A 26,910-nucleotide genomic window follows, 5' to 3' on the forward strand; every position below is an offset into this window, starting at 1 on the left:
CGGGAAGGCAGGACGGTGGTCGTCGTCGTGTTCGACGGTGTCCGGCTGCTCGACGTGACGGGGCCGCTGGAGGTGTTCACCACCGCCAACGAGCACGGCGCGGACTACCGGCTCCGCCTGGTCTCACCCGGCGGCCGGGACATCATCGCCAACGGCGGCGTCCGCCTCGGCGCCGACGGCGCCCTGGAGGACCTGCGCGAGAGCCCCGGCATCCTGCTCGTGCCCGGCAGCCCGGACGTCGCGGCCACCACCGCCGACCGGCCGCTGCTGGACCAGATCAGGCGGCTGGCCGCCGAGGCGGAGCGGGTCGCCTCGGTGTGCGCCGGAGCGTTCGCGCTGGCGGCGGCCGGGGTGCTGGACGGGCATCGCGCCGCCACCCACTGGGACCTCGCCGACCGGCTGGCCCATGAGTACCCAGGGGTCACCGTCGACGGCGACGCGATCTTCGTCACCGACGGCAGGATCGTCACCTCGGCCGGGATCAGCTCGGGCATCGACCTGGCGCTCGGCCTGGTCGAGGCCGACCACGGCGCCGACCTGGCGAGGACGGTCGCCAAGCACCTGGTGGTGTTCATGCAGCGGCCCGGCGGCCAGTCGCAGTTCAGCGTCAGGCTCACCACCCAGGCGCGGCGGTCGGCGACGCTCCAGCCGGTGCTCGACGCGGTCGTCCTGGACCCCGCGGGCGAGCACGGCCTGGAAGCCATGGCCGGCCGGGCCGGGCTCAGCGTCCGCCAGTTCACCCGGCTGTTCCGGCGCGAGACCGGGACGACGCCGGCGCGGTACGTCGAGCGGGCGCGCGTGGAGCACGCCAAGAACCTGCTGGAGACCGGTGACGAGCCGCTCGACGTGGTCGGCCGCAGGGCCGGCTTCGGGTCGCCCGAGACCATGCGCCGCGCCTTCGTGCGCGAGCTGAGCGTGCCGCCGGCCACCTACCGTGCCAGGTTCCGCACCACGGGAGCGGGCCGCCGGCCCTGACCGCGGGGCTCGCCGGGCGGGCGGAAGCAGCCATCCGGCGAAGGTGAGCGGGCGCGGCACTACGCGAGGGCCGCACCCGGTGGGCCGGGCCGCGGGCTCTTGTGCGTCGTTGTGCACACTCGGCGCCGAGTGTGCATTCGTCCACAGAACAGGACGGATCACTCCCGTAGTTTCTGGGTCGTCCGGAACCGAGCGGCACCCACGCTCGGCGGGAACCCAAGGGGACCCGGTTCACCGGGCACTGTTCACACGGGAGGAACCCCATGCGCAAGCTTCGCACCCTGCTGGCCGGCACGGCCGTGGCCGGCTCGCTGGTGGCCGGCCTGGCCGGCACCGCCACCGCCGCCTCGGCCGACACCGCGGCGGCGACCACCACCGCGGGCACGGCGGCCACCGCGCAGGCGCAGAGCTCCAAGCACTACTTCGGCCCGATCTACTCCACCTACGGCCGTGGGGAGCACCGCGGCGACCGCTCCTATGTCAAGGGCTACTGGTGGTACTCCAAGTCGGAGGGCCGTTACTACATCGACTTCGACCTGTTCGATCGTGACCAGGACCGGCAGTACAGCTACGCCGACTTCTACTACCACGACGACGAGGGCTGGCACCGCTACAAGCGCTTCGCCACCTACGGCCACATGGGCAAGCGCATCTGGCTGGACGACGACGTCGACGGCTTCCGCTTCCGCGTCGGCGAGGGCGGCAGCAGGGACTACGACTGGAGCACCTGGTACAAGTACGGCTTCTGAGCCGGCCTCCGCGGCCCTGGCGGGATCGCGGGATGAACAATGAAGGGCGGCCGTTCCCTGCGGAGCGGCCGCCCTTCTCGCGTGGCGCCGGAATGCCGATCGCCAGGGAGGACGGCGTACGCCCCGGCCGCGCTAGGTGAGCTGCGGGGGGAGGTCGCGGGTGTGCAGGACGGTCAGGGCGGTGACCGCGCGGGTGAGGACGACGTAGAGGCGCGCCAGGCCACGAGCCTCGGCGTCGGCGATCTCGGCCGGTTCCACGACGATGACGTGGTCGTACTCCAGACCCTTGGCCAGCGAGGCGGGGATGACCGAGACGCGCTGCTCGGCGGAGGAGTCGGGGCCGAGCAGGTCATGGGGGAGGCCGGCGGCGGCCAGGGCGTCCGCGGCGGCGGGGGTGGCGGCGTCGGCGGCGATCACGCCGATGGAGCCCTCGCGTGCGGCCGCCGCCCGGACGGCCTCGACCAGAGCCGCGGTCAGGTCGCCGGCGCGGCGTACCGTCAGCGAGCCGGCGCCGGGGCGTAGCGAGCGCGGGGCGGCCAGGGTGGGGGCGACCGAGGGGAGCAGGCGGGCGGCGAAGTCGAGCACCTCGCGGGGGACGCGGAAGCCCAGGGTCAGCTCGGTGACGTCGCCCTCGTCGAAGCCGAGGTGGCGCAGCACCTCCTCCCACGACCGGGCCGACCAGGGGGTGGTGCCCTGGGCCAGGTCGCCGAGGACGGTGGCCGAGCCGGTGCGGCACCGGCGGCCGAGTGCCCGCAGTTGCATCGCCGAGAGGTCCTGGGCCTCGTCCACGACGACGTGACCGAGCGTCGGGGTGCGTTCGATCAGGTCGGCCAGCTCGTCCAGCAGCCCGGCGTCGGCGGCCGACCACTTGGCCGACTTCCAGGACCGTGGCGGCTTGGCCCACAGCAGAGCCTCGCGCTCCTCGGGGGTGAGATCCGACTTGGCGGCCGCGGCGGCGAGGAAGTCGCCGTCCGACAGCAGCCGGAACAGCACCTGCTGCGGGGTGACCTTGGGCCAGATCTGGTCGACGAGCTGCTTGACCGGCTTGGACCTGGCCACGGCGTCCTGTACCCGGTCGTCGGGCGACTCGCCGCGCTGCTCCATGCGCACGAGCACGGCGTGCGCGAGCCGCTGGGCCAGGGCGGCGCGTCCGGGTCCGTACCGGGTGGTGCCGCGCAGTGCGGCGACGATCTCGCGCACCTCGTGGTCGGGGACGCGGAAGCGGTTGACGCCCCGGGTGATCAGCACGCCCTCCTCGGGCTTGCTGATGTGCAGCCACAGGGCCCGGTGGAGCACCGGCGCCATGCGGGCGTCGCCCTTGATCGTGGCGATGGCGGGGTCCTCGGGGGCGGCGTGGTCGCCGAGGATGCCCGCGACCGTGGTCTGGTCGACCTTCACCTCGCCCAGCGCGGGCAGGACCGAGGAGATGTAGGACAGGAAGGCGCGGTTCGGCCCGACGATCATGACGCCGGCCCGTGAGAGCTTCTCGCGGTGGGTGAACAGCAGGTACGCGGCGCGGTGCAGGCCGACGGCGGTCTTCCCGGTGCCGGGCGCCCCTTGGACGCACACGGTGCGCGTCAGATCGGCGCGGACGATCTCGTCCTGGTCGGGCTGGATGGTGGCGACGATGTCGCGCATGGGGCCGGTGCGCGGACGCTCGATCTCCTCGGTGAGGATGCGGGACTCCTTGAGCGCCGTCCCCTGGTCGAGCGGTTCGTCCTCGTACGCGGTCAGCTCGCCGCCGTGGAAGCCGAACCGCCTGCGCAGCCGCACTCCCATCGGCTCGGACGGCCGGGCCTGGTAGAACGCCCGGGAGACCGGGGCGCGCCAGTCGATCACCAGCGGGCGGCTGCCGTCGTCGTGGACGTGGCGGCGGCCGACGTGGATGGTCACCGGCAGGTCGTCGTCGCCGGCCCGGTCGAGGCGGCCGAAGAACAGCGGCGTGTCGGGGTGGTCGGCGAGCGCGGCGACGCGCTGGTCGAGCAGGCCCTGCAGGACCTGCCGGGAGACCCAGTCACCGGCGGCGTCCGCGGAGAGCGACTGGGCGTGCTCGCGCATGGCCCGCAGCGCGGCGCGCGAGATGGCCAGGTGCGCCCGTTCGGCCTGGAGCACGTCGGTGGGTTCGTCCCCGATCGGGACCTCTGGCGGGCCGGCGGTGACCTTGGCCGGGTCCCGCGGCGGATCGGACGGGTGATCATTCAGTGGGGAGAGGGAATCGGGCGGGTCGGGCTGGTGCTGGTCGCCGGGTATGTCGGGGGCCAATCGATGTCCGGGCATGCCGAAGCGCTCCTTGAGGGACGGAGGTGGTTGACAAAGGCAGCGAACCAACGAGCTTAACGGATTTGGCGGGCAGGGTTGCCTGCTCGCCCGCCGGGAACGGGGTGGGGGTAGATGCGACGCTTGTCCGGAGTTTGCCGCCTCTTGGGCGTTGGGTACGCAGGGGAAGGTGACGATGCGTGCCCCGACGGCGGTCCCTGCGGTCATTCCCGCCCTGGCGAATCTTCTGCTCGGCGGTCTGTGGACGCTGTCGGTCTTCGCGGGCTGGGGACTCGCCGCCTTCTGCGGGGACGGAGAGGCGCTCGACGCGTGCATGGACCGGCTGACCGTGGTGGCCACATTGTCCGGCCTGTTCGCCATCGCGGCCGCCACCGGCACGGTGGGCGGGTTGTTGCCACCGGTAATACGGAGATATCCGGAAAAGTCGTTGATACTCGTGGCGGTTGCTACGGGTTCCTGGCTAATCGCGTTGGGTGTGCTTTACGTCGGCGGGTTAGTCGGTCGGTGATCCCGCCGACACGTTGCGTTGCCGTCGCCCAAAATCCTGAAAAAGCGGGACATGCCTTGTGATTTGATTGAATCATGGGGGTATGTCGCAGTTGGCACCCGGGCTGCCAATAGGCGAGGGGGTGATGCGGTGAACAGGACCCAAGGTATTTCCTGGACCTGAATGCCCGTTTCCTGGGGAAACCTTTTCCTGGGCCGGGTTTGGGGGGACGGCGACGTGCCGCTCGGCGAAGTCATTCGCCGGCGAGCACGTCGTCCGCATCGATGATCTGATAGGCGTATCCCTGCTCGGCCAGGAACCGCTGCCGGTGCGCGGCGAAGTCCTGATCCACCGTGTCCCTGCTCACCACCGAATAGAACCGTGCGCCCCCGCCGCCGGCCTTCGGGCGCAGCACCCGGCCGAGCCGCTGGGCCTCCTCCTGCCGCGAGCCGAACGTCCCGGACACCTGGATCGCCACCGACGCCTCCGGCAGGTCGATCGAGAAGTTCGCGACCTTCGAGACGACCAGCACCTGGATCTCCTTGTCGCGGAACGCCTGGAACAGCCGCTCGCGCTCCTTGACCCGCGTCTCGCCCTTGATCACCGGCGCGTCCAGGTGCTCGGCCAGCTCGTCGAGCTGGTCGATGTACTGCCCGATCACCAGCACCTGCTCGCCCGCGTGCCGGCCCACCAGCGCCTCGGTGACCTTCAGTTTGGACGGCGTCGTCGCGCAGAAGCGGTAGCGCTCCTCGGCCTCGGCCATCGCGTACGCCAGGCGCTCGGTGTCGCTGAGCGTGACCCGGACCTCCACGCAGTCGGCCGGCGCGATCCAGCCCTGGTTCTCCATCTCCTTCCACGGTGCGTCGTACCGCTTCGGGCCGATGAGCGAGAACACGTCGCCCTCGCGGCCGTCCTCGCGGACCAGCGTCGCGGTCAGGCCGACCCGTCGCCTGGCCTGCAGGTCGGCGGTCATCCGGAAGATCGGTGCGGGCAGCAGGTGCACCTCGTCGTAGATCACCAGGCCCCAGTCGCGGGCGTCGAACAGCTCCAGATGGCGGTAGGTGCCCTGGCGGCGCGTCGTCATGACCTGGTAGGTGGCGATGGTGACCGGGCGGATCTCCTTCTTCGTCCCGGTGTACTCGCCGATCTCGTTCTCGGTGAGCGAGGTGCGCCGGAGCAGCTCCTGCTTCCACTGGTGCGCGGAGACGGTGTTGGTGACCAGGATCAGCGTCGTCGCCTGGGCGTGCGCCATCGCCGCCGCGCCCACGATCGTCTTGCCCGCGCCGCACGGCAGCACCACGACACCCGACCCGCCGTGCCAGAACGCGTCCGCGGCCTGCTGCTGGTAGGGGCGCAGCTGCCAGCCGTCCTGGGCCAGCGTGATCGGGTGGTGCTCCCCGTCGACGTACCCCGCGAGGTCCTCGGCCGGCCAGCCGATCTTCAGCAGGGCCTGCTTGATGTTGCCGCGCTCGCTCGGATGCACCGCCACCGAGTCGCCGCCGATGCGCTCGCCCAGCATCGGCTGGATCTTCTTCGAGCGCAGCACCTCTTCGAGCACGGCCTTGTCACTGCTGGTCAGCGTCAGGCCGTGGTGGTCGCTCTTCTCCAGGCGGAGCCTGCCGTACCGCGACATCGTCTCGGCGATGTCCACCAGCAGCGCGTGCGGCACCGGGTAGCGGCTGTGGGAGATCAGCGCGTCGATGACCTGCTCGGCGTCGTGCCCGGCGGCGCGGGCGTTCCACAGCGCGAGCGGAGTGATGCGGTAGGTGTGGACGTGCTCGGGCGCCCGCTCCAGCTCGGCGAACGGCGCGATCGCCTTGCGGCAGTCGTCCGCCTTCTCGTGCTCGACCTCGAGCAGCAGCGTCTTGTCGGACTGGACGATCAACGGGCCATCAGACACGTTCATACTCCTGGGTTGGCATACGGGAACCGTACCGGCGGCCCCGTCCGCTCATCCAACAAGTGAGCGGCCCGGATCAGTCCCGCTTTCCCATCGCTTGACCTGCGAGAGGCCGTGCGCGGCGGCGCGCAGGCCCCCGGCCGGTCACTGGTTCTTGCTGATCGCCATGACGATGACGACGGCGAGCACGATGAGCAGCAGCGCGACATTGATCCCGAGCGAGATCCACGTCCACTTGAGCAGTGAACGGGCCCGCTGCGGCTCGGTGTCCACCTTGCCCAGGGCGACGCCGGCGGTGATGGCGCCCGCGATGCCGCCCGGCGTGACGTAGCAGGTCATCATGCAGACGATGCTGATGACCAGGGCGACGATGGCGTGCGTGCGCGGCCCATCGCCGGCCGGCCGCGGCGCGTAGCCGTAGGGCTGCTGGTAGGGCGCGCCATAGCCGTACGGCGGCTGCTGCCCGGCGTAACCGGCGCCCGGGTCGTACCCCGCCTGACCGTATGCGGGCTGGCCGTAACCCTCCGGCCCATAACCGGGTTGCCCGTATCCGGGCTGGCCGTAGGCGTTCTGGCTCTGGCCGTATCCCGGCTGCTGGTAGGCGGCCTGGCCCTGGGCGGGCGCGCCGTAGGGATCGTAGGACTGCTGCCCCGGAACCCCGTACTGCTGCTGCGCCCCGTACGGCTGGGCCGCGGGCCCGGGGGGCGGCTGCTGCCCGTACGCCTGGCCGTACGGCTGCTGGGCCGCGCCCCCATAGGGCTGAGCCGATGGGTGCCCGTACGGCTGCTCGTCGAAGGGGGGCTGCACGAGGGTGCGGTCGATGGGCGGGCGCGCACCGTCCTGCCGCTGGTCGTGTCCCTGACCGTAGGGCGACGGCGAGCCGCCGTGATCGTACTGCCCGCCCTGTGGCCCGTAGGGACTCTGCCAGTCCTGCGGGCCACCGCCGTAGGACTCGGGGGTGCCGCTGCTCAAGATCTCTCACTTCTCCCGGGTGTCCGGCGGATCAACACTTACCACGCGATAAACCCCCACGCCCGGCCAATGCCTCGAACGTCACAGATCAGTGCCGTTCCGTCGTCGCGGGGCTCGGTGTTCGCACCGTCAGTTCACGTCCGCGACGCCGGTGATGCGGTGCAGCGCGAACCGGTGGACGGCGGCGCGCGTCTCGTCGTACGCGGTCAGGTAGCCGCCCTCCATGCGGGCGGGTTCCAGGATGCGGCTGGTGGCGTGGCCCTGGGAGTCCAGATAGCCGATCCACACGCGGGCGCCCTGCCGGATGGCCTCCTGCAACGCCAGCACCGTCCCGGTCGAGGGGGACCGCGGCACCTGGCCGTCCGGCGCGGCCACCGGTCGCCTGCGCGCCAGATGGGCCTCGTCGCCCGCCCTGATCGCCCGTACGGCCGCCGTCACCACGTCCGGATCGAGACCCGCGGGCCCCGGGCCGGGCCGTGCCGACGGCGGGCGCTCGGTGCGCTTGGCATCCGCCCGGGTCACCAGCACGTCGCCCTCGGACGACTCGGCGACCGGGGAGTACCCGAGGGCGCGCAGCGCGTCGACCACCATGGCGCGTGAGCTGCGGGAGGCGATGACCGTGGGCGCGAGCCGGCGCAGCCGCAGCGGCGCCGACCGCTTGTCGGCCATCACCTCGTCGAGCACGGACGGATCGTCGCACCGCACGTACGACCCCGCGGTGCCGACGCGGATGCGGCCGTGCCTGCGCGCGACGTCGGTCACCAGATAGCGCAGCGGCTGCGGCACGGGCGTCGTGGAATGCTTCTCCAGCATCGCCAGCAGGTCGTCCGCGCTGGACCCGGCGTCCAGGGCCCGCCGGATCGAGGCGTCGCCGAAACGGTAGACCGTCGCGCCACCCTTGGACTCGACGTCGGCGGTGAGCGCCAGCCGGCGGCCCAGCTCGCTGGTCAGCGGGCCGGGGGCCACGGCGGTGAGGTCCGCCTGGAGTACCACGTGGTCCACCGGCTCGGGCAGCAGCGGCGCCAGCAGCTCGGCGGGCGCACTGCCCGGCCGGCTTGCACCGGACCTGGAGGAAGCCTCGGCAGGCAGCAGCGCCCGCCCGAAACCGGACATCACCCCCAGGCCGGTGAGCCCGAGCACCTCGGCCTCGCGCAGAGTGAAGTCCACCAGCCGATCGCGGTAGGCGCCCCTGCGGCGGGGCTGCTCGAACGCCAGCCGCTCGCGCACCGAGGCGGCCGTCGGAGCGAGCCCGAGGCCGGCCGAGGCCAGCACCCGCAACGTGCGCAGCCGGACCTCCGCCGCGGCCGGGCGGCGCAGCTCGGGGTGCAGGACGTTCAGCAGGCGGTCGCGGTCGTCCCGCTCACCGACCATGCCCGGGACCCGGTCGCCGGCCAGCCAGGCGGCGGCCAGCACCTCCCAGCGGTCCTCGGTGGCCTTCACCCGCCAGCCGTCGTAGCCGGTCGTCGGCAGCCACTCCCCGTCGACCGGCGCGCTCGCGGCCACCAGCCCCGCCGCGTACGCGACCTCCACCACCAGCGCGGCCGTCCACTCGGGCAGGTCGAGGAGCTGCGCGGTCCGCCGGAGATCGCGGACGGCGACACCGCCCGCGCGCAGGATGCCCGGCGGATCCACGCCCCACATCTCGCACAGCTCCTCCACCGTGCGCACGAAGGAGAACGCCTGCCCGGCGGCCGTACGGTCGGCCAGCGACCGGTCGCGCTCTGCGCCCTCCAGCGGCGGCGCCACCGGCCGCAGGTCGCGGTGGACCCGGCCGCCGCGCAGCACCAGCGCGACCTCACGCGGCAGCACCACGGTCTCTTCACCGGTCGCGGCGAGCAGGCCGCGGGCGAGAAGCTGCTCGATGGGCGACTGGGCGGTGGCCACGCTCACCTCGCGCCGCGCGTTGGGCAACCGGCCCGCGGGCGGCCCCCAGGCCAGCTCCTCCAGCGCGGCACGTGCCTGCGGGGAGACGTCCCCCAGCAGGCGCTCGACGATCACACCCTCGGCGAGCAGTGCCGCCAGGCGCGCGGGCACGGGCTCCTCCCCGCCGGCGTCGTGGAGGTGGACGGCCTCGATCAGCTCGCGCAGCCGCTCCGGCGGATGGTGCCGGAACGCCTCCACCGCCGGCGGCCCGAGCCCCGCGGGGGACTCCGAGACGTCCCGCACCCCGGGTGCGAGCCGGAGAGCGCTCTCGGGGCCGAAGATCAGTGCGAGGCCGAGCAGCTCGTCCACCGCCGCGCGCAACGCCCCGGGAAGCAGGCCGGCCTCCTGCGGCAGCACGGACGCGGCCATCGCCGCGCGCAACTCGCCGTAGGCCAGGCCGGGCCCGTCCTCGGCGGTCATGACCAGGAGCGTCTCCACCACGGCCAGGGAGAAGCGGTCGAGCCGGTCGAGAGCCCTGCCGGTCGCCGACGGGCTGGTCGCCCGGATCGCCAGGCCCTCGACATGCGCGGGAACCGGAGTGATCAGCTCAGGGCGGGCCGCCACCAGGGCACGGACGCGGTCGTCACCAAGGCCGCGCAGCCAGTCGGTGAAGTCGGTGTTCATCGGCGGGCGGCGGACGGTGAAGCGGGAATCCCGACCCGTGAGGGTGGGAACCCCGCGGCTCCAGCCGTGCGGAGGAAATCGACTCGCTCCACCGAACCCTCCTGGTCCACCGGCCGTACGTCCCACCTGGCGGGAACGTCCCCTCCATCGTAGGAGCCCTCCGCCCGCCCCACGCCAGCCCGGCCACCCTCCCCGCCCTTCCCTGCCCGGTCGCCTCCTCTGGACAGGTCCGGTGGGCACGTCGTACACCGGGTGCGCTCACCGGCGGCCCGAGGTGACCGCTTCGGGGGAAACGGCGCATTGATCTATGGGCTGGGGCAGGATGGCGAGGGTGATCGAGCGCGCCGATCAACTGGTCCTGGAGTACGTCAGCAAGGTCGCTGACGCGGCTCACGGCGTGCTGCGCACCGAGCAGCGTCTCGACTTCGTGCGCCGGGTGCGCGCCCGCATCGAGGAGGACCGCCGGGGCGCCGAAGATCTGGCGACCGTGCGCAGGGTGCTCGCCCGGTTCGGCGACCCCGAGGAGCTGCTCCGGCGTGAGATGCGGCGGCTGGCCGGTACGGAGCCGGAGGCCGTCGCGCGGCGTGCCCCGGCGGCGCGCCCGGGTGGCGGCCTGAGCGGCCTGCGGCGCCGAGTCCGGCCTGGTTCCGCTTCCCTCGCCCGCCGCCCCGCACAACCGCCGTCCGCGCGGGGCTCCGCTGCCGCTCCCGGTCGCCCGCCGAGTCCCGATCCCGGTTCCGCGCCCGGCTCGGTCTCCGCGCCCGGCTCGGTCCCTGCGCCGGGCGCGGGCGTCGCGGTGCCGGGCTCCGCGGACGCGGCGGGCGCTCCCGCCGGGCCGGGCGTGATGCCGGCGCCGGTGGGCGATGACGACACCTCCGTGCTGCCCGCGGTGCCGGTCTCCGGCCCCGCCCCGGGCGCTGACGAGTTCGGCGACTCGGTCACCGAGGTGCTGTCGGCCGTGACCGGCGGCGGCCCGCCGCCGGCGCCCGCGCCGGGCCTGCCCAAGTCGCGACCGCAGGCCAGGGGAGCAGCCGTGCCCGACGCCGGGGAAGCGGCGGTGCCGGGGAGACCGGGGCCGCGGCGGACGCCGAGGCCCGCGCGGCCGTTGCCGCGGGGCGCGGGCCCGGCCAGGCGGCGGGTTGCGCCGGAGCCCGCCGCGGACGGCGCTCCGCCGTCCCGGCCGGTGCGCCCGGGCAGGGCGGCGATGCCCTTCGGAACGGCCGCGCGGGCCGCGGGCGGGCGTGGCCGCGGAGCGGCCACGCGGAACGCTCAGGGCCGTGGCGCCGCGGCATCCGCGCGCGACGTCCGGGGCCGTGGCGCGAGGGCGTCCGCGTGGGAGGTCCGGGGGCGTGACGTCGGGATGGTCCTGGCGAACGCCCGCCGCGAGGTCGCCGGGACGGCGCTGCTGCTGCTGTCCGGCCTGCTCGTGCCGGTGCCTCTGCCGTACGTCGCGATCTTCCCGCTGCCGCTGGTCGTGTGGGCGGTGGGGACGCTCACGGTGCTGTCGTGCGACGGCTGGATGTTCTCAGATCGTCTGACCGGGGTGCTCGCTCCCATCTTCGCTTATGTGTTCGGTGGCGTCGTGCTCGGCGCCCTGCGCGCCCCCGAGGCGCCCGAGGACGGGCTGATGGCGTTCGTCAACTCGTTCTGGCACGTCAGCGGGCTGATGTTCATGCTGGGAGCCGGGGGCGGGGCGGCCTGGCTCGGCTACCGCCTGGTCAACCCGCCACCTCCGCCACCCCGGCGGCGGCCGCCGCGGCCTGTTCGCTGAGCAGGCCGAGGGAGAGCCGGACCCAGGAGGCCACGAACCGGTCGTGATCGGCCCGGCCGGGCGGCTCGCCGACGGTCTCGACGAACAGCCGGTAGTGCACCACGGCACCGCCGAGCACGGCGCCGATCGCGGGCCAGTCGAGGTCGGCGTCCGCGTACTCCGGCTGTGCGCGGAACCAGCTCGTCATGGCGTCGAACATGGGTTGCAGCAGTCCGTCCCGCAGGACGGTGACCAACTCGGGGAACTGGCTCAGATCGCGGAAGAAGACCCTGGTGAGCCACATCTCCTCGCACACCTTGGCCAGCCCCGCCCGGCACAGGCGGTCGAGGCGTTTCTCGATGGGCAGCGAGGTGCCGATCGCCTCGACCTGGACGAGGGCGTCGGCGATCTGCGAGCGGGTGCGGGCGGCGTGTTCGTTGATCACCGCGGCGAGGACGTCGTACTTGGACCTGAAGTGCCGGTAGAGACCGCCCGCACCGGGAGACAGCCCTGCCGCGGCCTCGATCTCCGCGACCGAGGTCGCCGCGTAGCCGCGCTCGGCGAAGAGCCTGAGCGACTCATCGATGATCCGTTCGCGCGTCGATCTGGTCATTGAACGTGATTACCTCCGCCCAGACCTTATGTGGTCGAGGTGCGCCTATCTGCGCAGGTCACTCGGCGGGCACAGCCCGCTGCGGCCCCGCCACGTCGTCGTGGCCCGCCGCACTCCGTCGCCCGGCGGCGCGTGCCCGCCGGGGGTCGTGCGGTTGCCATCCGAGGCCGCTGTTCCGGTTCTCCAGGGCCGCTGCCACGTGCGTGCGCGGCCTGTCGTGGACCCAACTGGACGACCTGGATGACCTGGATGAAAGGGACGGTGATAAGTAAGCCTTTTTCGTCATGTCAAGGTTGCCACATGCTCTAGTGGTTCGGGCACCTCTTCCGGTTTGGCATCCTGCTTAGCGTGTATTCAGTGGGATTCGATCTCGACCTGACGCTCGCCGACACTCGCGAGGGAATCGCGGCGGTGTACGACGAGGTGGCGCGTCGCCTCGGTGTGCCGATCGACACCGCCACGGTGATCGCACGGCTCGGCCTGCCGCTGGAACAGGAACTCACACACTGGTTCCCGCCGGAGGAGATCCCGGCCGCCGCCGACCTCTACCGCGCCCTCTACGCGGGTCTCGCCATCACGCGGACCCGGCTGATGGCCGGGGCCGCCGAGGCGGTGGCCGAGGTGCGCGACCGCGGTGGGCGCGTCATCGTCGTCACCGGGAAGAACGAGCATGACGCCCGCCGGACCATCGATGCTCTCGGCCTGGAGGTCGAAGAGGTGGTCGGTTCGCTGTTCGGAGCGGGCAAGGGCGCGGCGATCTCCCGTTTCGGTGCCGCCCTCTATGTCGGAGATCACGTGGCCGATATCGAGGCCGCCAGGGCGGGAGGCGCGCTGAGTGTCGCCGTGGCGACCGGTCCGTACACCGAGGACGCGCTGCGCGCCTATGGAGCCGATGTGGTGCTGCCCGATCTGACGGAGTTCGGGGGTTGGTACACGACCTGGCGTGACCCGGAAAACGAGGCCGGTTCGACGGTCATCTGATGCTCCGGCTGGGCATAACCTTAAATCCCACTACCATTCCTGACAGTCTGAACGAGGTCACCCCTGTGCCTACCGGCAAGGTCAAGTGGTACGACGCTGACAAGGGCTTCGGATTCCTCACCCGCGACGACGGCGGTGAGGTGTTCGTGCATTCATCGGCGCTTCCCAAAGGGGGCGAAGCGCTCAAGCCGGGTCAGAAGGTCGAGTTCGGTGTGGCCGAGGGCCGCCGTGGCCAGCAGGCGCTCTCGGTTCGCGTGCTGGAGCAGCCGCCGACGCTCGCCAAGACCGTGAAGCCCAAGGGAAAGCGCAAGAAGCCGGACGAACTCGTCGTCATCGTCGAAGACCTGATCAAGCTGCTCGACGACGTCTCGAATTCCTACCAGCGGGGCAAGCATCCCGACCCCGCCCACGCCAAGAAGATCGCGACCGTGCTGCGCGCGGTCGCGGACGACATCGACGCCTGAGCACCGCGCCCCCGCGTCCTCGGCTGGTCTCCACCGCCCCATCGGGCAAGGTCACGATGGGGCGGTTTCTCACATGTCCCGCAGCGGGAGCGGGCCCGAGGACGGGCCGCCGGCGCGGGCGGTCAGTAGCCGTGCGGGTTGGTGAGCGGCTTGGTGGTGCCGGGCCGCGGCGCGGCTCCGTGCGCGTCCCGTCCGCCGGGACGCGCACCGTCTTCTGCGCGGGCCCTCGAGCCGTCCGGCTCCGTCACGTCATTTGCGTCTCTCGTGGCATTTGCGCCATTTGTCGCATTCGCTGGACGTACGGGGAACCCGCCCGCCGCGGGTGTCTCCGATTCGTGGCCCGATGACGGTGTGGCCGCGTTTCCGAATGGCGACGCGGACCCATTCCCCGACGGCCGCACCGGCGGGTTCCGCTCGTCGCGGATGTGCTCGTCGCGGGCGCGCAGCCTGCGGCGGCGGGCGACGAAGAGCCAGGCCAGCGCCGCCGCCAGCGCCGCGGCCATGATCCCCAGGCCGATCGGGCCCGCCGAGCGCCCCGGCAGCAGGGACAGCAGCAACCCGGCCAGGCCGCCGCCGACCCAGGCGATCTGGAGCATCGCCTCGACCACGCCGAAGGTGGAGGACCGGACCTCCTCGCCGATCTCCCGCTGGACGGTCGCGTCCAGCGCCAGCTTGCCGACCTCCTGGGCGAAGCCCGCTACCACCGCGACCCCGACGGCCGTCCACACCGAGAAGAAGAACGCCCCGGCCGCCACGGCCGGCGCGGACAGCGCCAGCGCGATCAGCGCGATGAGCTGGGGGGAGCGTCCGCGTACCCAGGAGGCGACCATCGCCCCCAGCAGGCCGCCCGCCCCCGCGCCGCCCGCGAGGATCGCGATCGTCGCCTGCTGCGGCAGACCGGCCGTACGCAACGTCCCCTCTTGGACGAGAAAGAGGAGGAAGAAGAGCAGAAATCCGGACAGGACGCGGATCGCGACGTTCGCCTGCATGGCCGCCGCCACCACCGGGCCCACGTTCAGCAGCGTGCGCCAGCGGCCCCGGCCGCCGTCCCGCCCGGCGCGCGGGCCGTCCTCGCTCCCTTCGCGCCTCTCCGCAGAGCCACCCGCACCCGCCGGCCCGCCGTTCCCGCTCGCGATCTCGGCGGGGTGCCCGGCGTACCCGCCGAGCCGGACGCCGCCCTCGCCCGGCCGATCGGCGTCCAGGTACGCCCGGCCGTCGTCTGCGCCACGGCCGCCGGCGCCGGCCGGTTCCAGGTCGTCCAGGTCCAGATCGTCCAGATCGGGGGCGTCGACATGGCGCGGCAGCCGTACCGCGGCCACCCCGGCGACCAGGAAGAGGAGCATGGTGAGGCGCAGCAGCCACGCGGGGCCCGGCCAGGCGGCGAGCCCGACCGCGACCGGCGCCGCCAGCGCCGCGCTGACCAGCGAGAACAGCGCCACCCGCGCGTTGGCCGTCACCAGGCTGATGTCGGCGGGCAGCACGCTCGGCATGGTCGCGGCCCGCGAGACGTTGTACGCCTTGGACAGGACCAGGACGGCCAGCGCGGCCGGGAAGAGCGTCAGGCCGTCGGACGGGCCGATCGCGGCGGCCATCGCCCAGCACAGCAGGCCCCGGGCGAACAGCGTGCCGGCCATGACGTACCGGCGGCCCGAGCGGAAGCGGTCGAGGACGGGGCCGACGAACGGCGCGACGACGGCGAACGGCGCCATCGTGATCAGAAGGTACAGCGCGACCTGCCCGCGGGCCTGGTCCACGGGCAGCCCGAACAGCAGGGTGCCGGCCAGCCCGATCGTGATGAGCGCGTCCCCCGCGCTGTGGGCGGCGGTCAGCTCGATCAACCGGCCGAGCCCCGTACGGCCCGCGCCCTGGGCGTGGGTGAGCCGCCGCGTCGCCCGCCCCACCCCGCGGCCGGCGTTCGCCGTCCCCCGGGCGGTGGCCCGCCCGGCCTCGCCCGTCTTGCGGACCGCGGTGCGGCCGGCGCGGAACGTCCCCCGCCCGGCCCGCGTGACCGCGTGCCCGGCGCGGGTCAGCGACGATCGGACGTCCTTCCAGGAAGCCGGCATCATGCGCGCGCGGAGCGGCCGACGGTGCTTGTGCCGGTGGTCAGGCGCTCCACGCCTCCCCCTTTCCGCTCGCTCGCGTCCGCCGCGCCGCCGAGCCTTCCCGGCGCCCGTCGCGTACGCTCGGCGAGCGCCGGGCCCGCCGGTGCGCGCGGCCCGGGCCCGCCCACGTACGGCGTGCCCATGATCTGCTCCGGCGAGTCGGCGCGCCAGGGTCCTTGACGGTGGATCTTCCGGTTGGTGGCGTGCCGCTTCGGTTTCAGGTCTACCCGACCGATACGCGTGATGTCCGCTCGCGGCATGGGTGAGAATTGACATGTGAACCGCACTCGTTCCCGCACCTTCACCGCCGACCAGGCCTGCGCCGCCGCCGTGGAGCCGGCGAGGGCCGCCGCCGAGGAGATCGCCCGTCCCGGCGAGGTCGGTGAGCACCTCGGCTTCGCGGCCGAGGGGGAGCGCGTCGTCACGCACTACTTCGCCTGTCTCGACCGCGCCTACCGTGGCTGGCGCTGGGCCATCACCGTGACCCGAGCCTCCCGCGCGCGCAACGTGACCATCAGCGAGACGGTGCTGCTGCCGGGCGCGGGCGCGCTGATGCCTCCGGCATGGGTGCCGTGGAGCGAGCGGCTGCGTCCCGGCGACCTCGGCGTGGGCGACCTGCTGCCGACCTCCGACGACGACGACCGCCTGGCTCCCGGCTTCACCGAGACCGATGACGACAACGACCGCCAGATGATCTTCGAGTACGGCCTCGGCCGGGCCCGGGTCCTTTCGGCGATCGGGCGCGACCAGGCCGTGCGCCGCTGGCACGCCGGCGACGCGGGGCCGCACACCCCGCTGGCCCACGCCGCGCCCGCGCAGTGCTCGACCTGCGGCTTCTACTGGCCGCTCGCCGGTTCGCTGCGCCTCGGCTTCGGGGTCTGCGCCAACGAGTACGCCCCGGACGACGGCAAGGTCGTCGCCGCCGACCACGGCTGCGGTGCGCACTCCGAGGCGGCCGTGGGCACCCCGGTCCCGGTGGAGCAGCCGACGCCCATCCTGGACGATCTCGGCTACGACCTGATGGTGGAGCCCGCCGCCCAGGCCGACGAGGCCGGTTCCGTCGAAGACGAGGGCAGCGAGCCGCTCGGCCATTCCTGACCTCCGCGCCCGGCCGCCCGGTGACGCGCCGCACCCCATCGCGGGCCGGCGGCTGCCGGTCCGTCTCCTCCACCTTTGGACATGACTGGTGACTGACATCTTTGGCACCGAACGCATGCGGGCCACCGTTCTCGCCGCATGGACGGCCTCGCCCGCGCGGTTCCGCGAGGACGCCAACGCCGAGGAGGACTTCGCCCTCGGCGGCTACCGCGACCGGCTGATCGTCGAGCTCGCGCAGAACGCCGCCGACGCGGCCCTGCGCGCGGGCGTCCCCGGCCGGCTGCGGCTGACCCTGCGAGACGGCGTGCTGACCGCCGCCAACACCGGAGCCCCGCTGGACGCGACCGGCGTCGAAGGGCTGTCCACGCTCCGGGTCTCCGGCAAGCGCGACGAGTCGGGCTCGATCGGCCGGTTCGGCGTGGGTTTCGCGGCGGTCGTGTCGGTCTGCGACGAGCCGATGGTGGCCTCCCGGGCGACCGGCGCGGTCCGCTGGTCGCGCGCCGAGACGGCCGCGATCGTCGCCGGCGAGCCCGCGCTGGCCGCCGAACTGGGCGCCCGCGGCGGGCACGTCCCGCTGCTGCGCCTGCCGTTCGAGGTCGAGCCGGTGGCGATCCCGGACGGTTTCGACACCGTCGTACGGCTGCCGCTGCGGGACGCCGCGGTCGAGCGGGCGGTCCGCCGGATGCTCGACGAGACCGGCCCCGCGCTGCCCCTCGCCATGCCGGCGCTCGCGCACATCGAGATCGAGGCCGGAGACGAGACGCGCACGGTCACCGCGGACGGGTGGCGGGTGGTCGAGGAGTCGGGCGTCTTCGGTCCCGAGCAGGTCGCCGAGCTGTTCGCCGACCGCCCGACCGAAGAGCGCGCCCGCCCGGGCTGGCTGGTCCGCTGGGCCGTCCCCGCCGAGCACGGCGAGCTGCCCAAGGACGTCGCCCCGGTCGTCCACGCGCCGACGCCCAGTGACGAGCCGCTGGACCTTCCCGCGCTGCTCATCGCCACCTTCCCGCTGGCCACCGACCGGCGGCACGTCGCCTCAGGGCCGCTGACCGACTTCCTGGTCGAACGCGCCGCCGAGACCTACCTGCGGCTGCTCGCGTCCCTGCCGAAGACCCCGCGCCTGCTCGACCTGGTGCCCGGGCTGATGGGCAAGGCCGAGCTGGACGCCGCGATCCGGCGGGCCATCCTGCGCCGCCTGCCGGACACGCCGCTGCTCCCCGCGATCTCCCCGCCCGCCGACGCCGACGCCGGCGAGGGCACCCACGGCGCTGCCGAGAGCGAGGCGCCGTACGTGGTGGCCGGGCGAGAGGCGTCCGTGGTGGCCGGCCCGGCCGAGTTCCTCGCCAAGATCGCGCATGTGGTGCCCGGGCTGCTCCCGGCCGGCTGGGCGTCCCGGCACCCCGCGCTCACCACGCTCGGCGTCCGGCGGGTCGAGCTGTCCGACGTGATCGACCTGCTCTCCGGAGAGGCCGTCGAGGACGCCACCCCCGCCTGGTGGCGGTCGCTGTACGAGGTGATGCCCGCCGACGACCGGGAGGCCCTCGGTGCGGTGCCCGTCCCGCTCGCCGACGGCCGTCTCGTCCGCGGCCCGCGCGGCACCCTCATGCTCACCGAGAGCTCGTCGCTGGACTCCTCGCTGCTCGGCCCGCTCGGCCTGCGCATCGTGCACCCCGAGGCCGCCCACCCGCTGCTGCTGCGGCTCGGCGCCGCCGAGGCCACCCCGCGCAGCGTCCTGGAAGACCCGCTCACCCGCGCCACCGTGTCGGAGTCGGTCGACAGCGCCGATCCCGAGCCGGTCGCGCAGGCCGTCCTCGCGCTGGTCGACGCCGCGGGCCTGTCCGCGGGTGAGGCCCCGTGGCTGTCGGCGCTGGCGCTGCGCGGCGCGGACGGCGAGCTGTACCCCGCGGGCGAGCTGCTGCTCGGCGAGGGTTCCCTGGCCAAGCTGATCGACCCCGGCGTGCCGTTCGGCGTCGCCGCCCCCGACCTGGTCGAGCGGTACGGCCCGCGGGTGCTGTCGGCCGCCGGCGTGCTCGACGGCTTCGCGGTGGTCAACGACGACGACGTCCTGCTCGATCCGGACGAGTGCGACCACGACCTCGACGCCGAGGACGAGTGGCTGGACGCCATCCTGGACCTGCTGCCTGACGCCGACGTGCCGCCGGTCGCCCGCGAGTTCACCGCGATCCGCGACCTGGAGTACGTCGCCGACTGGCCCTCCGCGCTCGCGCTGCTGTCCCGCCCACCGTTGCGTGCCGCGCTCCAGCCGCTCCGGGCCCTGGTCAACGGCGAGATCGTCGAGGTCCCCTCGTACACCGCATGGTGGCTGTCCCGCCACGAGGTGCTCGACGGCAGGCGTCCGACCTCGCTCCGCCTGCCCTCCGGCGACCCGCTGCTGTACGGCCTGTACGGCGACGCGCCCACCGGAGTGGACGAGACGGCACTCGCGCTGATGGGCGTACGGACGACGCTGGCCGACCTGCTGGCCTCGCACGGCGGGCCGGACGAGCTGCTCGACCTGCTGGCGGACCCCTCGCTCGAAGTCGACCGTGCCCAGCTCCGCTCGCTGTGGATGGCACTGGCCGCCGTCGAGCCGTCCCGGGTGGCGCCGCCCACCGCCGTACGGGCCGTGCTGAACGGCGAGATCGTCGTCGCCGACGCCGATGACGGACACCCGGTCGGCGGCAACGGCGGCCCGGTCCCCGAAGGCTTGGCCGCCGCCGGTGGCCCGGTGGTCGCCGAGGCGCCCGACCTGCTGCCCCTGGTCGCCTCGCGGCCGCTCGTGCTCGCCCCGTTCGACCTGGCCGAGGCGCTGTCGGAGCTGCTCGACCTCCCCGTGATCGGCGAGGAGGTCACCGGTGAGATCACTTCTTCCGGCGTGGAACGGCCGGTCCCCGCGCAGGTGCGCTCGCTGGTGCCCTCGGCGCCGTCGAGCTACGTCGAGCACGCCGAGCTGACCGTGGACGGTGTCGTGGTGCCCTGGCGGTTCCACGAGGGCATGGTCCACGCGAGCGGGGTGGAGGGCCTGGCCCGGGGCCTGGCCTGGGCGAGCGGCCAGTGGAGTGACCGGCTCGCGGTCGCCGCCCTGCTCCGCGACCCGCAGGCCGTCCCTCTGCTCCTCGCCGAAGCCGACCTCGACGGCTGACCGCATTCCGCCCGCTCCTCAGCGGTCACCGGCGTCACAGGTGACGCCGGGCCGTCACGAGGAGCGGGCCCTCACGGACGCGCCGGCACCGTCATCGAGTCATGATCGCGTGCGGTCCGGGACGGAGGCGTCGCCCCGGTCTCCGGCCGGCGGCGACGCTTCGGCCGGCCGCGCGGCCGGACGGTCACGGCGCTTGACGAACCAGTAGCCGAAGATCCCCAGCCCGACGCCGGCCGCGCACGTCCAGATCCACCACTGGTGCTCCGGCCCGGGCTGGATGATCAGCAGCACGACCAGGGCGACGACCCACAGGCCTGTACCGGCCAAGATCGTCGCGGCGTCCTTGGTCTCCAGCGGGGCAAGATCCGGGGGGCGCGGCTCGTTCACATCTCCCAGACTAGGCGAGACGGCCTCTCACCAGGTGCGGCGGGTCGGATAAGCCCCGTCGGACCCGAACTGCACACAAGTTGGTCTCATCCCGGCCACGAGCAGCCAGCGGGTCTTTCCGACCGTGGTACCGCCTGTCACTCTGCCCGCGTGAGTGAGATAACCGCCCCCACATCCCGGCCGACCGGGTTTCTCGGCTGGCTCGACCGCTATTTCCTGATCTCCGAGCGGAAGTCGACCCTCAACCGTGAGATCCGTGGCGGCTTGGCCACGTTCTTCACAATGGCGTACATCGTCGTGCTGAATCCGCTGATCCTCAGCGGTGCCAAGGACGCCGACGGTCAGTTCCTGGGCGACGGGACCAGCGGCGCCAACGTCGCGGCCATCGCCGCGGCGACCGCGCTGACCGCCGGTGTTCTGACCATCCTCATGGGCTTCGTCGGCAAGGTGCCGTTCGCGCTGGCCGCCGGCCTCGGCCTCAACGCGTTCGTGGCCTTCGGCATCGCCTCCCAGATGTCGTGGGAGGACGCGATGGGCCTGATCGTGCTGGAAGGCATCATCATCACGATCCTCGTGCTGACCGGCTTCCGCACCGCCGTCTTCCACGCGATCCCCGCCCAGTTGAAGACCGCGATCAGCGTGGGCATCGGCCTGTTCATCGCGCTGATCGGATTCGTGGACTCCGGTTTCGTGCGCAAGGCGGCCGGCACGCCGCTGGAGCTCGGCATCGGCGGCGCGCTGACGAGCTGGCCGATCTTCGTCTTCGTCGTCGGCCTCCTGGTGACCGCGGTGCTCGTCGCCCGCAAGGTCAAGGGCGCCATCCTGATCGGCATCATCGGCACCACCGTGCTGGCGGTCATCGTCGAGGCGATCGCCAAGGTCGGCCCGTCCATGGGCGGCAAGAACCCGCTGGGCTGGAGCGGGGTCAACCCGGCGATGCCCGACAAGATCGTCGGGGTGCCGGACACCAGCCTGTTCGGGCAGTTCAGCCTGTTCGGGTCGTTCGACAGGGTCGGCACCGTGCTCGTCGTGCTGTTCGTCTTCACCCTGCTCATCACCGACTTCTTCGACACGATGGGCACCATCGTCGGCGTCGGCACCCAGGCGGGCCTGGTCGCGCCGGACGGCACGCTGCCGCGCACCCGCGAGATCCTGCTGGTCGACTCGATCGCGGCGGCGGCGGGCGGTGCCGCCTCCACCTCCTCCAACACGACCTACATCGAGTCGGCGGCCGGCGTCGGCGAGGGCGCCCGGACCGGCCTGGCCAGTGTGGTGACCGGAGTCCTGTTCCTGCTCGCGGCCTTCCTGTCACCGCTGGTCGAGATCGTCCCCTACGAGGCCGCGGCGCCCGCCCTGGTCATCGTCGGCTTCCTGATGCTGACCGCCGTGCGGGGCATCGACTTCGACGACTACGAGATCGCCATCCCGGCCTTCCTCACCATCGTCCTGATGCCCTTCACCTACTCCATCTCCAACGGCATCGGCGCCGGCTTCATCAGCTACGTACTGATCAAGGCCGTCAAGGGCAAGTCCCGAGAGGTCCACCCCCTCCTCTGGGTCGTGGCCGCCCTCTTCGTGGTCTACTTCGCTATCGGCCCCGTCAAGATCCTCCTCGGCCTGAGCTGACCAACCCGGCCGTTCCGGATCCCGCCAAGGCCCGGAACGGCCTCGACTCCTGCTTCCAGCCTCAGCGCTCCCCGAACACAGCCCGGCCGAGGGGTGGGATGGCTCCGCAGGTGCGGAAGAACCAGCGGGTGGCCGACCGCTTCAGGGGGTTGCGGTCGATCGCGGCGGTGGTGTTTCTGACGACTTCGCGGACGGTGCGGAACCCGTGGTCCAGCATGTCCGCCTCGTAGGCGTGCAACGCCTGTGACAACGGCTCCTCGCCGCGGTCGGCCGCGGTGAGCGCGGTGCAGAGTCGATGCGCGTCGCGCAGCGCCGTGTTGCCGCCGAGTCCGCCGACGGGGGGCATGTGGTGGACGGCGTCCCCGAGTCCGGTGACGTTGCCTGTTTTCCACGGCCGGAGTGGTTCGGCGGCGCCGAACTCGGTCCGGTAGAGGGTGTCGGGGGTTGATTCGGTGAGTAGCCGGCGCAGGTCGGGATGCCACTCGGCCGTCCGTTGAGCCAGCATCTTCCGTACTGCGGCCGGGTCGGCTTGGGCTTCGGAGGTGAAGTCGCCCGGAAGGGAGTCGCGGTGTGCAATGAACGCCCACAACACGTAGTCGTCATCTTGCGCGTTCGCCAGCAGTTGCTCCGGCTCCAGTCCGAGCGCCCGTAACCGGTCGCCGAGCCTGGCGCTGATCGCCGCCGAGTCTTCGCGCCTGCGGAAGATCGCGGTGAACAGGAAGTCCTGGGGTGGCCAGAAGACGTTCATACCGGCGAGCAGTTGCTTCGGCAGCCACCGCCGGTTCGCCTCGGTGAGGAAGAGTTTGCCGGCGACGGCCGTCGCCGGCAGTGTGGTGCGGCCGGCCGAGGGATGGAGTTGTGCCCACACCCGGGAGTTGGCGCCATCGGCCGCGACGAGCACGTCGGCGGTCGCGGTGCTGCCGTCAGCGAACTTCGCCGTGACCGTGCCATCGTCCACCCGGATGAAACCGGTGCACTCCTTGCCGAAGCGGACGACGTCCTCCAGGCCGGCCAGCAGCAGCTTTCGGAGTGTGACGCGGCTCACCGCGTGCCGGCCGGTCGTGGGGTCCAGCGGGTCCGGGACCCGGCCGTCCTGGCCGATGCGGACGAGTGGTCGCATCCGCTCGTCGAGGAAGCTGATTCCAGGCCCCGGGTCGCCCGCGCTGGCCACCAGCACCTCCCACAGTGCGGGCGGTAGGCAGGCGTGCAGAGCGAGACTCCCGGCCGGCTCGATGTTGAGCCGGAAGCCCTGGAGTCGAGAGTCGGGAGTGAGATCCCGTTCGTACACGGTGACGTGCACGCCGGCCTGCCTCAGGCCATGCGCCAGGCAGAGCCCGCCGACGCCGCCGCCGATGACGGCGACGTTCAACCGCTCAGGTGACATTGGTTCCCGCCTTCGGTAGAAGGCACCTCTTCGCGGTGCCCGTGCTGTCAGGCCGGCTCGTCCGTGCTCGCGAGTTCTGCGAGCAGGCGGTCGTGCCAGGTCAACTCCGTCTCCAGCCGCATCAGGGTGTGATCGAAGGCGATGGCCTCCAGCCTGCTCAGGTGCGGCTGGGCTTCGACGCGCAAGGTGCGCCAGAAGTGGAGTTGCGTGGCGTAGGTATCGCGGCGCTGCTGGATGGCCGTGTGCAGTTCGCCGGGGTCGATCGCGCCGCCGTGGAGGAGCACCACCTGGATCGGATCCGGTCGGAGCTTGGTGTCGGCGAGGACGGATCTGATCAGCGAGACCAACTCGGTGTGGCCTTTGTCGGTGATGCCGTACACGGTGCGGGCAGGGAGGTTGCCCTCCTGCTCGGTGCGGACCACCTCGACGATGCCTTCGTCCGCCATCCGGCGCAGCGCGCCGTACAACGATCCGGGCTTGATGTCCGCCCACAGCTCCACCCGGTCCATCTGTGCGGCGGCCCGAATCTTGTGCCCGTGCATGGGGCCGCCGTCGGCTAGGGCGCCGAGAATGAAAAGGCGGGTTGCTCGCATATGAGTACTCAAACACGAGTACCACGCCTAGTCAAGAAGTAGTACTCAAAAACGAGTAGTCCGTCGTGATCGTGGTGCGGGCGCCGGCGGCGATCAGGGAACCAGGGTCAGCGCAGCTGACGCCATGGACGGCCTCGTCGCCGGGCAGCCGGGTGGTCCCGAAGCGCCTGGATCGATGTCTCTGGTCTGTCGCGTATATCGGCTCAGCGCCGTGCAGGGCGCCAACGTCTCTGTCGTGACGCACATGGTGACTACGGTGAACGAGGGTGAACGCGATGGGGCAGCACAAGGCGTGGGCGGACGTGCGGGCCGAGATGATGAGTCGTCCTGGTGCCGATGTGGCCTATGAGACGGCCCGCGTCTGCTACGAGCTAGGGAAGGCCGTACGACTTCGCCGTACGGAGTTGGGAACGACCCAGTCCGAGCTGGCACGTCGTGCAGGTGTCGAGCGGCAGGAGATCGCGCGATTCGAGGCGGGAGGGACAATGCCCACGATTCCAATGCTCCAAGAACTCGCGGAAGCGTTGGAGTCGCGGCTCACCGTGCGATTCGAACCACGAGGCCAGGCGAACTGATCACTTCCTGACGTTCCCCGGAAGGCCCGATTCGATTCGGCCGGGTGTGCGTGGTCACGGCGGTCAGGTGGGTTGTGGTGGGGTGGTGGGGAGGAGTTGTTCGGTCCAGATGCATTTGCCGGTGGCGGTGTAGCGGGTGCCCCAGCGGCTGGAGAGGGCGGCCACCAGTTGCAGCCCGCGTCCCCCCTCGTCGGTCTCCGACGAGCGGCGGATCCGGGGCGTGCTGAGACTGCCGTCGGAGACCTCGCAGGTGAGCACCTCGCCGCGGAGCAGGCGTAGCCGGATGGGGCCTTTGGCGTGCCGTACGACGTTGGCCACGAGCTCGCTGGCGAGCAGCTCCGTGGTCACCGTCAGCTCCTCCAGTCCCCAGGAGGCGAGCTGGTCCCGGACGTGCCCGCGGGCCTGCCCGGCGGCCGTGGCCTCTTCACGCAGCGGCCAGGAGGCGACGTCGCCGGCCGGCAACCTGTGGGTGCATGCGATGAGCAGGGCCGTGTCGTCGGTGGTGGAGTGCTGGCCCGGGAGCAGGGTGGTGGTGAGGGCGTCGCACAGCGATTCCAGGCGGTTCTGCTCCTTGCGGACGACCGCGGGCCCCGGCGGCGGAAGGGTGTCGCAGATCTCCAGGGGTACGGCGTCCTGCGCCAGGGCGGTGGTCAGGACCCGGGCGAGCTCCGCCATGCCCTGGTCGATCTCCAGGGTGGCCGATTCGACCAGGCCGTCGGTGTAGAGCACCAGCAGGCTGCCCTCGGGCAGGTGCATCCGGAAGGTGTCGAAAGGCGGGGACGCGGCGCCCAGGGGCGGATCGGGGTCGCCGTCGGGGTAGAAGACGGGGCCGCCCGGGCGGAAGACGGCCGGAGGGGGGTGGCCCGCACGGGAGAACACGCACTCCCCGGTGGTGGGGTCGTAGATCATGTACAGGCAGGTCGCGTAGGAGTCGTCCCCGAACCTGGCCACCAGGTCGTTGAGGTGGGTGAGCAGTTCGTCGGGCGGTAGTTCGAGGTCGGCCAGGGCGTGCACGGCCGTGCTCAGCCGGCCCATGGTGGCGGCCTGGGACACCCCGTGCCCCATGACGTCGCCGATCACGAGGGCGACGCGTTCGGCGGACAGCCGCATCACGTCGTACCAGTCGCCGCCCACCTCCATGTCCTTGCCGGCGGGCAGGTAGCGGGCCGCGGTGCGGACGGCGGGCGGTGAGGGGAGCGCGCGGGGCAGGAGACCGCGCTGCAGTTCCTGGGCGCGGTTGTGTTCGGCGTCGTAGAGGCGGGCGCGTTCCAGGGCCTGGGCGACCAGGCCGCTGATCGCGGTGAACAGGTTGCGTTCCTCGGCGCTGAAGGTACGCGACCGGTCGAAGGCGATGACGCAGCCGCCCATGGCGTATCCCGAGGCGATCAGCGGCAGTGCGACCCACGCGTTCTTGCCGCCCTCCGCCGGCACGTGGGCCAGGCTCGGGTGGCATTTGACGAAGTCATCGGCCGAGGTGATGAACACCGGGGAGCGTTCGCGCATCGCGCGCGCGATCGGCCAGTCGTCCGCCAGCGGCAGGTCCAGGGTGTCGGTGACGAAATCCTGTGAGTACCCGACGGCGCCCACGGCGCGCAGGCGTTCGTCCTCTCCCCGGTAGAAGATGCTCAGACCGGTGGCGCCGAACGGCGGCAGGACGTTGTCGGCGACCGCGTCCACGACGTCCTGGACGGTCAGCGCGTCCGCGAGCGCCCCGGTCAGCTGCTGGATCCTGGCGACGCGTCGCGCGGCGGCCCGTTCGGTGCCGGCGCGCTCCTCCTTGTGTCTGTGCTGGGCGGTGACGTCGCTCAGGCGGATCGCCATTCCTCCGGGGAAGGGGCTCTGGCGCATGCGGTACCAGGACCGGCCGGTGCGCCATTGGACGTCCAGATCGACCGGCATGCCGTCGGCGGACCGCCGCCGGGCTTCGAGGTGGGGGACGCCGGCCTCGCGGAGGACATCCCAAAGTGACCGTCCGGCCGGATCGGCGGCGGAGGCGAGGATGCGTTCGGCTTCCAGGTTCGCGAAGGTGATGCGCCAGTCGTCGTCCACCACGAGGAATCCGTCGCTCATGTGGCGCAGGACGTGCCCCAGCGGTTCCTGGGCAGCTGCGAGGTTATCCCCCAACATCCTCCTTCTCTTGCTGGACCGCCGAGCACAGCGCACTCAACGAGGGATACCGACATATGCCACGCTACGTGATGGAACGTAAAGAAATCCGGCAAGTACGGCTGCGGACGCGTATGCTGCGGGCCCTGTTCCGGATCCTGCGGCTTCGGCCGGGCCCAGAGGGG

20 protein-coding genes are annotated in these 26,910 nt (G+C 72.3%); 10 read left to right on the plus strand and 10 right to left on the minus strand.

Translation table 11 applies throughout. The features are described 5' to 3' along the window. A partial coding sequence (locus IEY93_RS21295) for a GlxA family transcriptional regulator (RefSeq protein WP_307837580.1) occupies window positions 1–975 on the plus strand: 975 nt, incomplete at its 5' end. Between the two features lie 263 nt (window positions 976–1,238). After that, window positions 1,239–1,724, plus strand: a complete 486-nt coding sequence (locus tag IEY93_RS21300) for a hypothetical protein (RefSeq protein ID WP_189164870.1) — start codon at window positions 1,239–1,241, stop codon at window positions 1,722–1,724. A 132-nt stretch (window positions 1,725–1,856) separates the two neighbouring features. Here IEY93_RS21300 and IEY93_RS21305 read toward each other — a convergent pair whose 3' ends face one another. Beyond that, window positions 1,857–4,001, minus strand: a complete 2,145-nt coding sequence (locus IEY93_RS21305; protein ID WP_189164871.1) for a HelD family protein — start codon at window positions 3,999–4,001, stop codon at window positions 1,857–1,859. 169 nt (window positions 4,002–4,170) lie between these two features. Between IEY93_RS21305 and IEY93_RS21310 the strand changes: the two genes are divergently transcribed. Further along, complete coding sequence (locus IEY93_RS21310) at window positions 4,171–4,509, plus strand: hypothetical protein (RefSeq protein WP_189164872.1); 339 nt, start codon at window positions 4,171–4,173, stop codon at window positions 4,507–4,509. A 232-nt stretch (window positions 4,510–4,741) separates the two neighbouring features. On the opposite strand, the gene IEY93_RS21315 is transcribed toward IEY93_RS21310, so the two are convergent. The 3 genes from IEY93_RS21315 to IEY93_RS21325 form a co-directional block, all read right to left on the minus strand. Next, on the minus strand, window positions 4,742–6,394 hold the full coding sequence (locus IEY93_RS21315; RefSeq protein WP_189164873.1) for a DNA repair helicase XPB: 1,653 nt from the start codon (window positions 6,392–6,394) through the stop codon (window positions 4,742–4,744). A 138-nt stretch (window positions 6,395–6,532) separates the two neighbouring features. Further along, window positions 6,533–7,360 carry a hypothetical protein gene (locus IEY93_RS38415; protein WP_203968480.1) on the minus strand — a complete coding sequence of 276 codons (828 nt, stop codon included), beginning with the start codon at window positions 7,358–7,360 and terminating at the stop codon, window positions 6,533–6,535. A gap of 129 nt (window positions 7,361–7,489) precedes the next feature. Further along, window positions 7,490–9,907, minus strand: a complete 2,418-nt coding sequence (locus tag IEY93_RS21325; protein WP_189164874.1) for a helicase-associated domain-containing protein — start codon at window positions 9,905–9,907, stop codon at window positions 7,490–7,492. A 331-nt stretch (window positions 9,908–10,238) separates the two neighbouring features. On the opposite strand from IEY93_RS21325, the gene IEY93_RS21330 reads away from it, so the two are divergent. Then, window positions 10,239–11,678, plus strand: a complete 1,440-nt coding sequence (locus IEY93_RS21330; protein ID WP_189164875.1) for a hypothetical protein — start codon at window positions 10,239–10,241, stop codon at window positions 11,676–11,678. Here IEY93_RS21330 and IEY93_RS21335 read toward each other — a convergent pair. Beyond that, a complete protein-coding gene (locus IEY93_RS21335) occupies window positions 11,626–12,270 on the minus strand; it encodes a TetR/AcrR family transcriptional regulator (protein WP_189164876.1) in 645 nt (214 codons plus the stop codon). The two genes, IEY93_RS21330 and IEY93_RS21335, sit on opposite strands and share 53 nt — an antisense overlap. A 357-nt stretch (window positions 12,271–12,627) precedes the next feature. On the opposite strand from IEY93_RS21335, the gene IEY93_RS21340 reads away from it, so the two are divergent. Next, window positions 12,628–13,251 (plus strand): HAD family hydrolase, encoded by a 624-nt coding sequence (locus IEY93_RS21340; protein WP_229691331.1) that lies wholly within the window; start codon window positions 12,628–12,630, stop codon window positions 13,249–13,251. Window positions 13,252–13,316: 65 nt separating this feature from the next. Continuing rightward, window positions 13,317–13,715, plus strand: coding sequence for a cold-shock protein (locus IEY93_RS21345; protein WP_189164960.1), 399 nt, complete (start codon window positions 13,317–13,319; stop codon window positions 13,713–13,715). A 122-nt stretch (window positions 13,716–13,837) separates the two neighbouring features. Here IEY93_RS21345 and IEY93_RS38420 read toward each other — a convergent pair whose 3' ends face one another. Further along, the gene (locus IEY93_RS38420; RefSeq protein WP_229691332.1) at window positions 13,838–15,781 is read right to left on the minus strand and encodes an MFS transporter; all 1,944 of its coding nucleotides are present in this window, start codon (window positions 15,779–15,781) and stop codon (window positions 13,838–13,840) included. Window positions 15,782–16,093: 312 nt separating this feature from the next. On the opposite strand from IEY93_RS38420, the gene IEY93_RS21355 reads away from it, so the two are divergent. Both IEY93_RS21355 and IEY93_RS21360 read left to right on the plus strand, forming a co-directional pair. Beyond that, the gene (locus tag IEY93_RS21355) at window positions 16,094–16,915 is read left to right on the plus strand and encodes a DUF3027 domain-containing protein (protein WP_189164878.1); all 822 of its coding nucleotides are present in this window, start codon (window positions 16,094–16,096) and stop codon (window positions 16,913–16,915) included. Between the two features lie 88 nt (window positions 16,916–17,003). Next, complete coding sequence (locus IEY93_RS21360; RefSeq protein WP_203968440.1) at window positions 17,004–20,054, plus strand: sacsin N-terminal ATP-binding-like domain-containing protein; 3,051 nt, start codon at window positions 17,004–17,006, stop codon at window positions 20,052–20,054. A 99-nt stretch (window positions 20,055–20,153) separates the two neighbouring features. Here IEY93_RS21360 and IEY93_RS21365 read toward each other — a convergent pair whose 3' ends face one another. Continuing rightward, complete coding sequence (locus IEY93_RS21365) at window positions 20,154–20,441, minus strand: DUF2530 domain-containing protein (protein WP_189164879.1); 288 nt, start codon at window positions 20,439–20,441, stop codon at window positions 20,154–20,156. 150 nt (window positions 20,442–20,591) lie between these two features. On the opposite strand from IEY93_RS21365, the gene IEY93_RS21370 reads away from it, so the two are divergent. After that, window positions 20,592–22,067, plus strand: a complete 1,476-nt coding sequence (locus IEY93_RS21370) for an NCS2 family permease (protein WP_203968441.1) — start codon at window positions 20,592–20,594, stop codon at window positions 22,065–22,067. A 61-nt stretch (window positions 22,068–22,128) separates the two neighbouring features. Here the strand turns inward: IEY93_RS21370 and IEY93_RS21375 are convergent, their stop codons facing one another. Further along, complete coding sequence (locus IEY93_RS21375) at window positions 22,129–23,451, minus strand: FAD-dependent oxidoreductase (RefSeq protein WP_189164880.1); 1,323 nt, start codon at window positions 23,449–23,451, stop codon at window positions 22,129–22,131. Between the two features lie 47 nt (window positions 23,452–23,498). Next, window positions 23,499–24,044 carry a PadR family transcriptional regulator gene (locus tag IEY93_RS21380; RefSeq protein WP_189164881.1) on the minus strand — a complete coding sequence of 182 codons (546 nt, stop codon included), beginning with the start codon at window positions 24,042–24,044 and terminating at the stop codon, window positions 23,499–23,501. Window positions 24,045–24,361: 317 nt separating this feature from the next. Here IEY93_RS21380 and IEY93_RS21385 point away from each other — a divergent pair, with 317 nt between their 5' ends. Further along, window positions 24,362–24,619 carry a helix-turn-helix domain-containing protein gene (locus IEY93_RS21385; RefSeq protein WP_307837584.1) on the plus strand — a complete coding sequence of 86 codons (258 nt, stop codon included), beginning with the start codon at window positions 24,362–24,364 and terminating at the stop codon, window positions 24,617–24,619. Between the two features lie 63 nt (window positions 24,620–24,682). Here IEY93_RS21385 and IEY93_RS21390 read toward each other — a convergent pair whose 3' ends face one another. Then, window positions 24,683–26,689, minus strand: a complete 2,007-nt coding sequence (locus IEY93_RS21390) for an ATP-binding SpoIIE family protein phosphatase (protein WP_203968443.1) — start codon at window positions 26,687–26,689, stop codon at window positions 24,683–24,685. Between the last annotated feature and the right edge of the window lie 221 nt (window positions 26,690–26,910).

The sequence above is a fragment of the Sphaerisporangium melleum genome, from assembly GCF_014646695.1.
GTDB lineage: Bacteria > Actinomycetota > Actinomycetes > Streptosporangiales > Streptosporangiaceae > Sphaerisporangium > Sphaerisporangium melleum.

What these genes read in the sequence shown, in the direction of transcription:
- IEY93_RS38420 (WP_229691332.1), bottom strand. Translation starts at nt 15,781, where the DNA reads ATGATGCCGGCTTCCTGGAAGGACGTCCGATCGTCGCTGACCCGCGCC.
- IEY93_RS21375 (WP_189164880.1), bottom strand. Translation starts at nt 23,451, where the DNA reads ATGTCACCTGAGCGGTTGAACGTCGCCGTCATCGGCGGCGGCGTCGGC.
- IEY93_RS21305 (WP_189164871.1), bottom strand. Translation starts at nt 4,001, where the DNA reads ATGCCCGGACATCGATTGGCCCCCGACATACCCGGCGACCAGCACCAG.
- IEY93_RS21300 (WP_189164870.1), top strand. Translation starts at nt 1,239, where the DNA reads ATGCGCAAGCTTCGCACCCTGCTGGCCGGCACGGCCGTGGCCGGCTCG.
- IEY93_RS21380 (WP_189164881.1), bottom strand. Translation starts at nt 24,044, where the DNA reads ATGCGAGCAACCCGCCTTTTCATTCTCGGCGCCCTAGCCGACGGCGGC.
- IEY93_RS21325 (WP_189164874.1), bottom strand. Translation starts at nt 9,907, where the DNA reads ATGAACACCGACTTCACCGACTGGCTGCGCGGCCTTGGTGACGACCGC.
- IEY93_RS21385 (WP_307837584.1), top strand. Translation starts at nt 24,362, where the DNA reads ATGAGTCGTCCTGGTGCCGATGTGGCCTATGAGACGGCCCGCGTCTGC.
- IEY93_RS21390 (WP_203968443.1), bottom strand. Translation starts at nt 26,689, where the DNA reads ATGAGCGACGGATTCCTCGTGGTGGACGACGACTGGCGCATCACCTTC.
- IEY93_RS21335 (WP_189164876.1), bottom strand. Translation starts at nt 12,270, where the DNA reads ATGACCAGATCGACGCGCGAACGGATCATCGATGAGTCGCTCAGGCTC.
- IEY93_RS21315 (WP_189164873.1), bottom strand. Translation starts at nt 6,394, where the DNA reads ATGAACGTGTCTGATGGCCCGTTGATCGTCCAGTCCGACAAGACGCTG.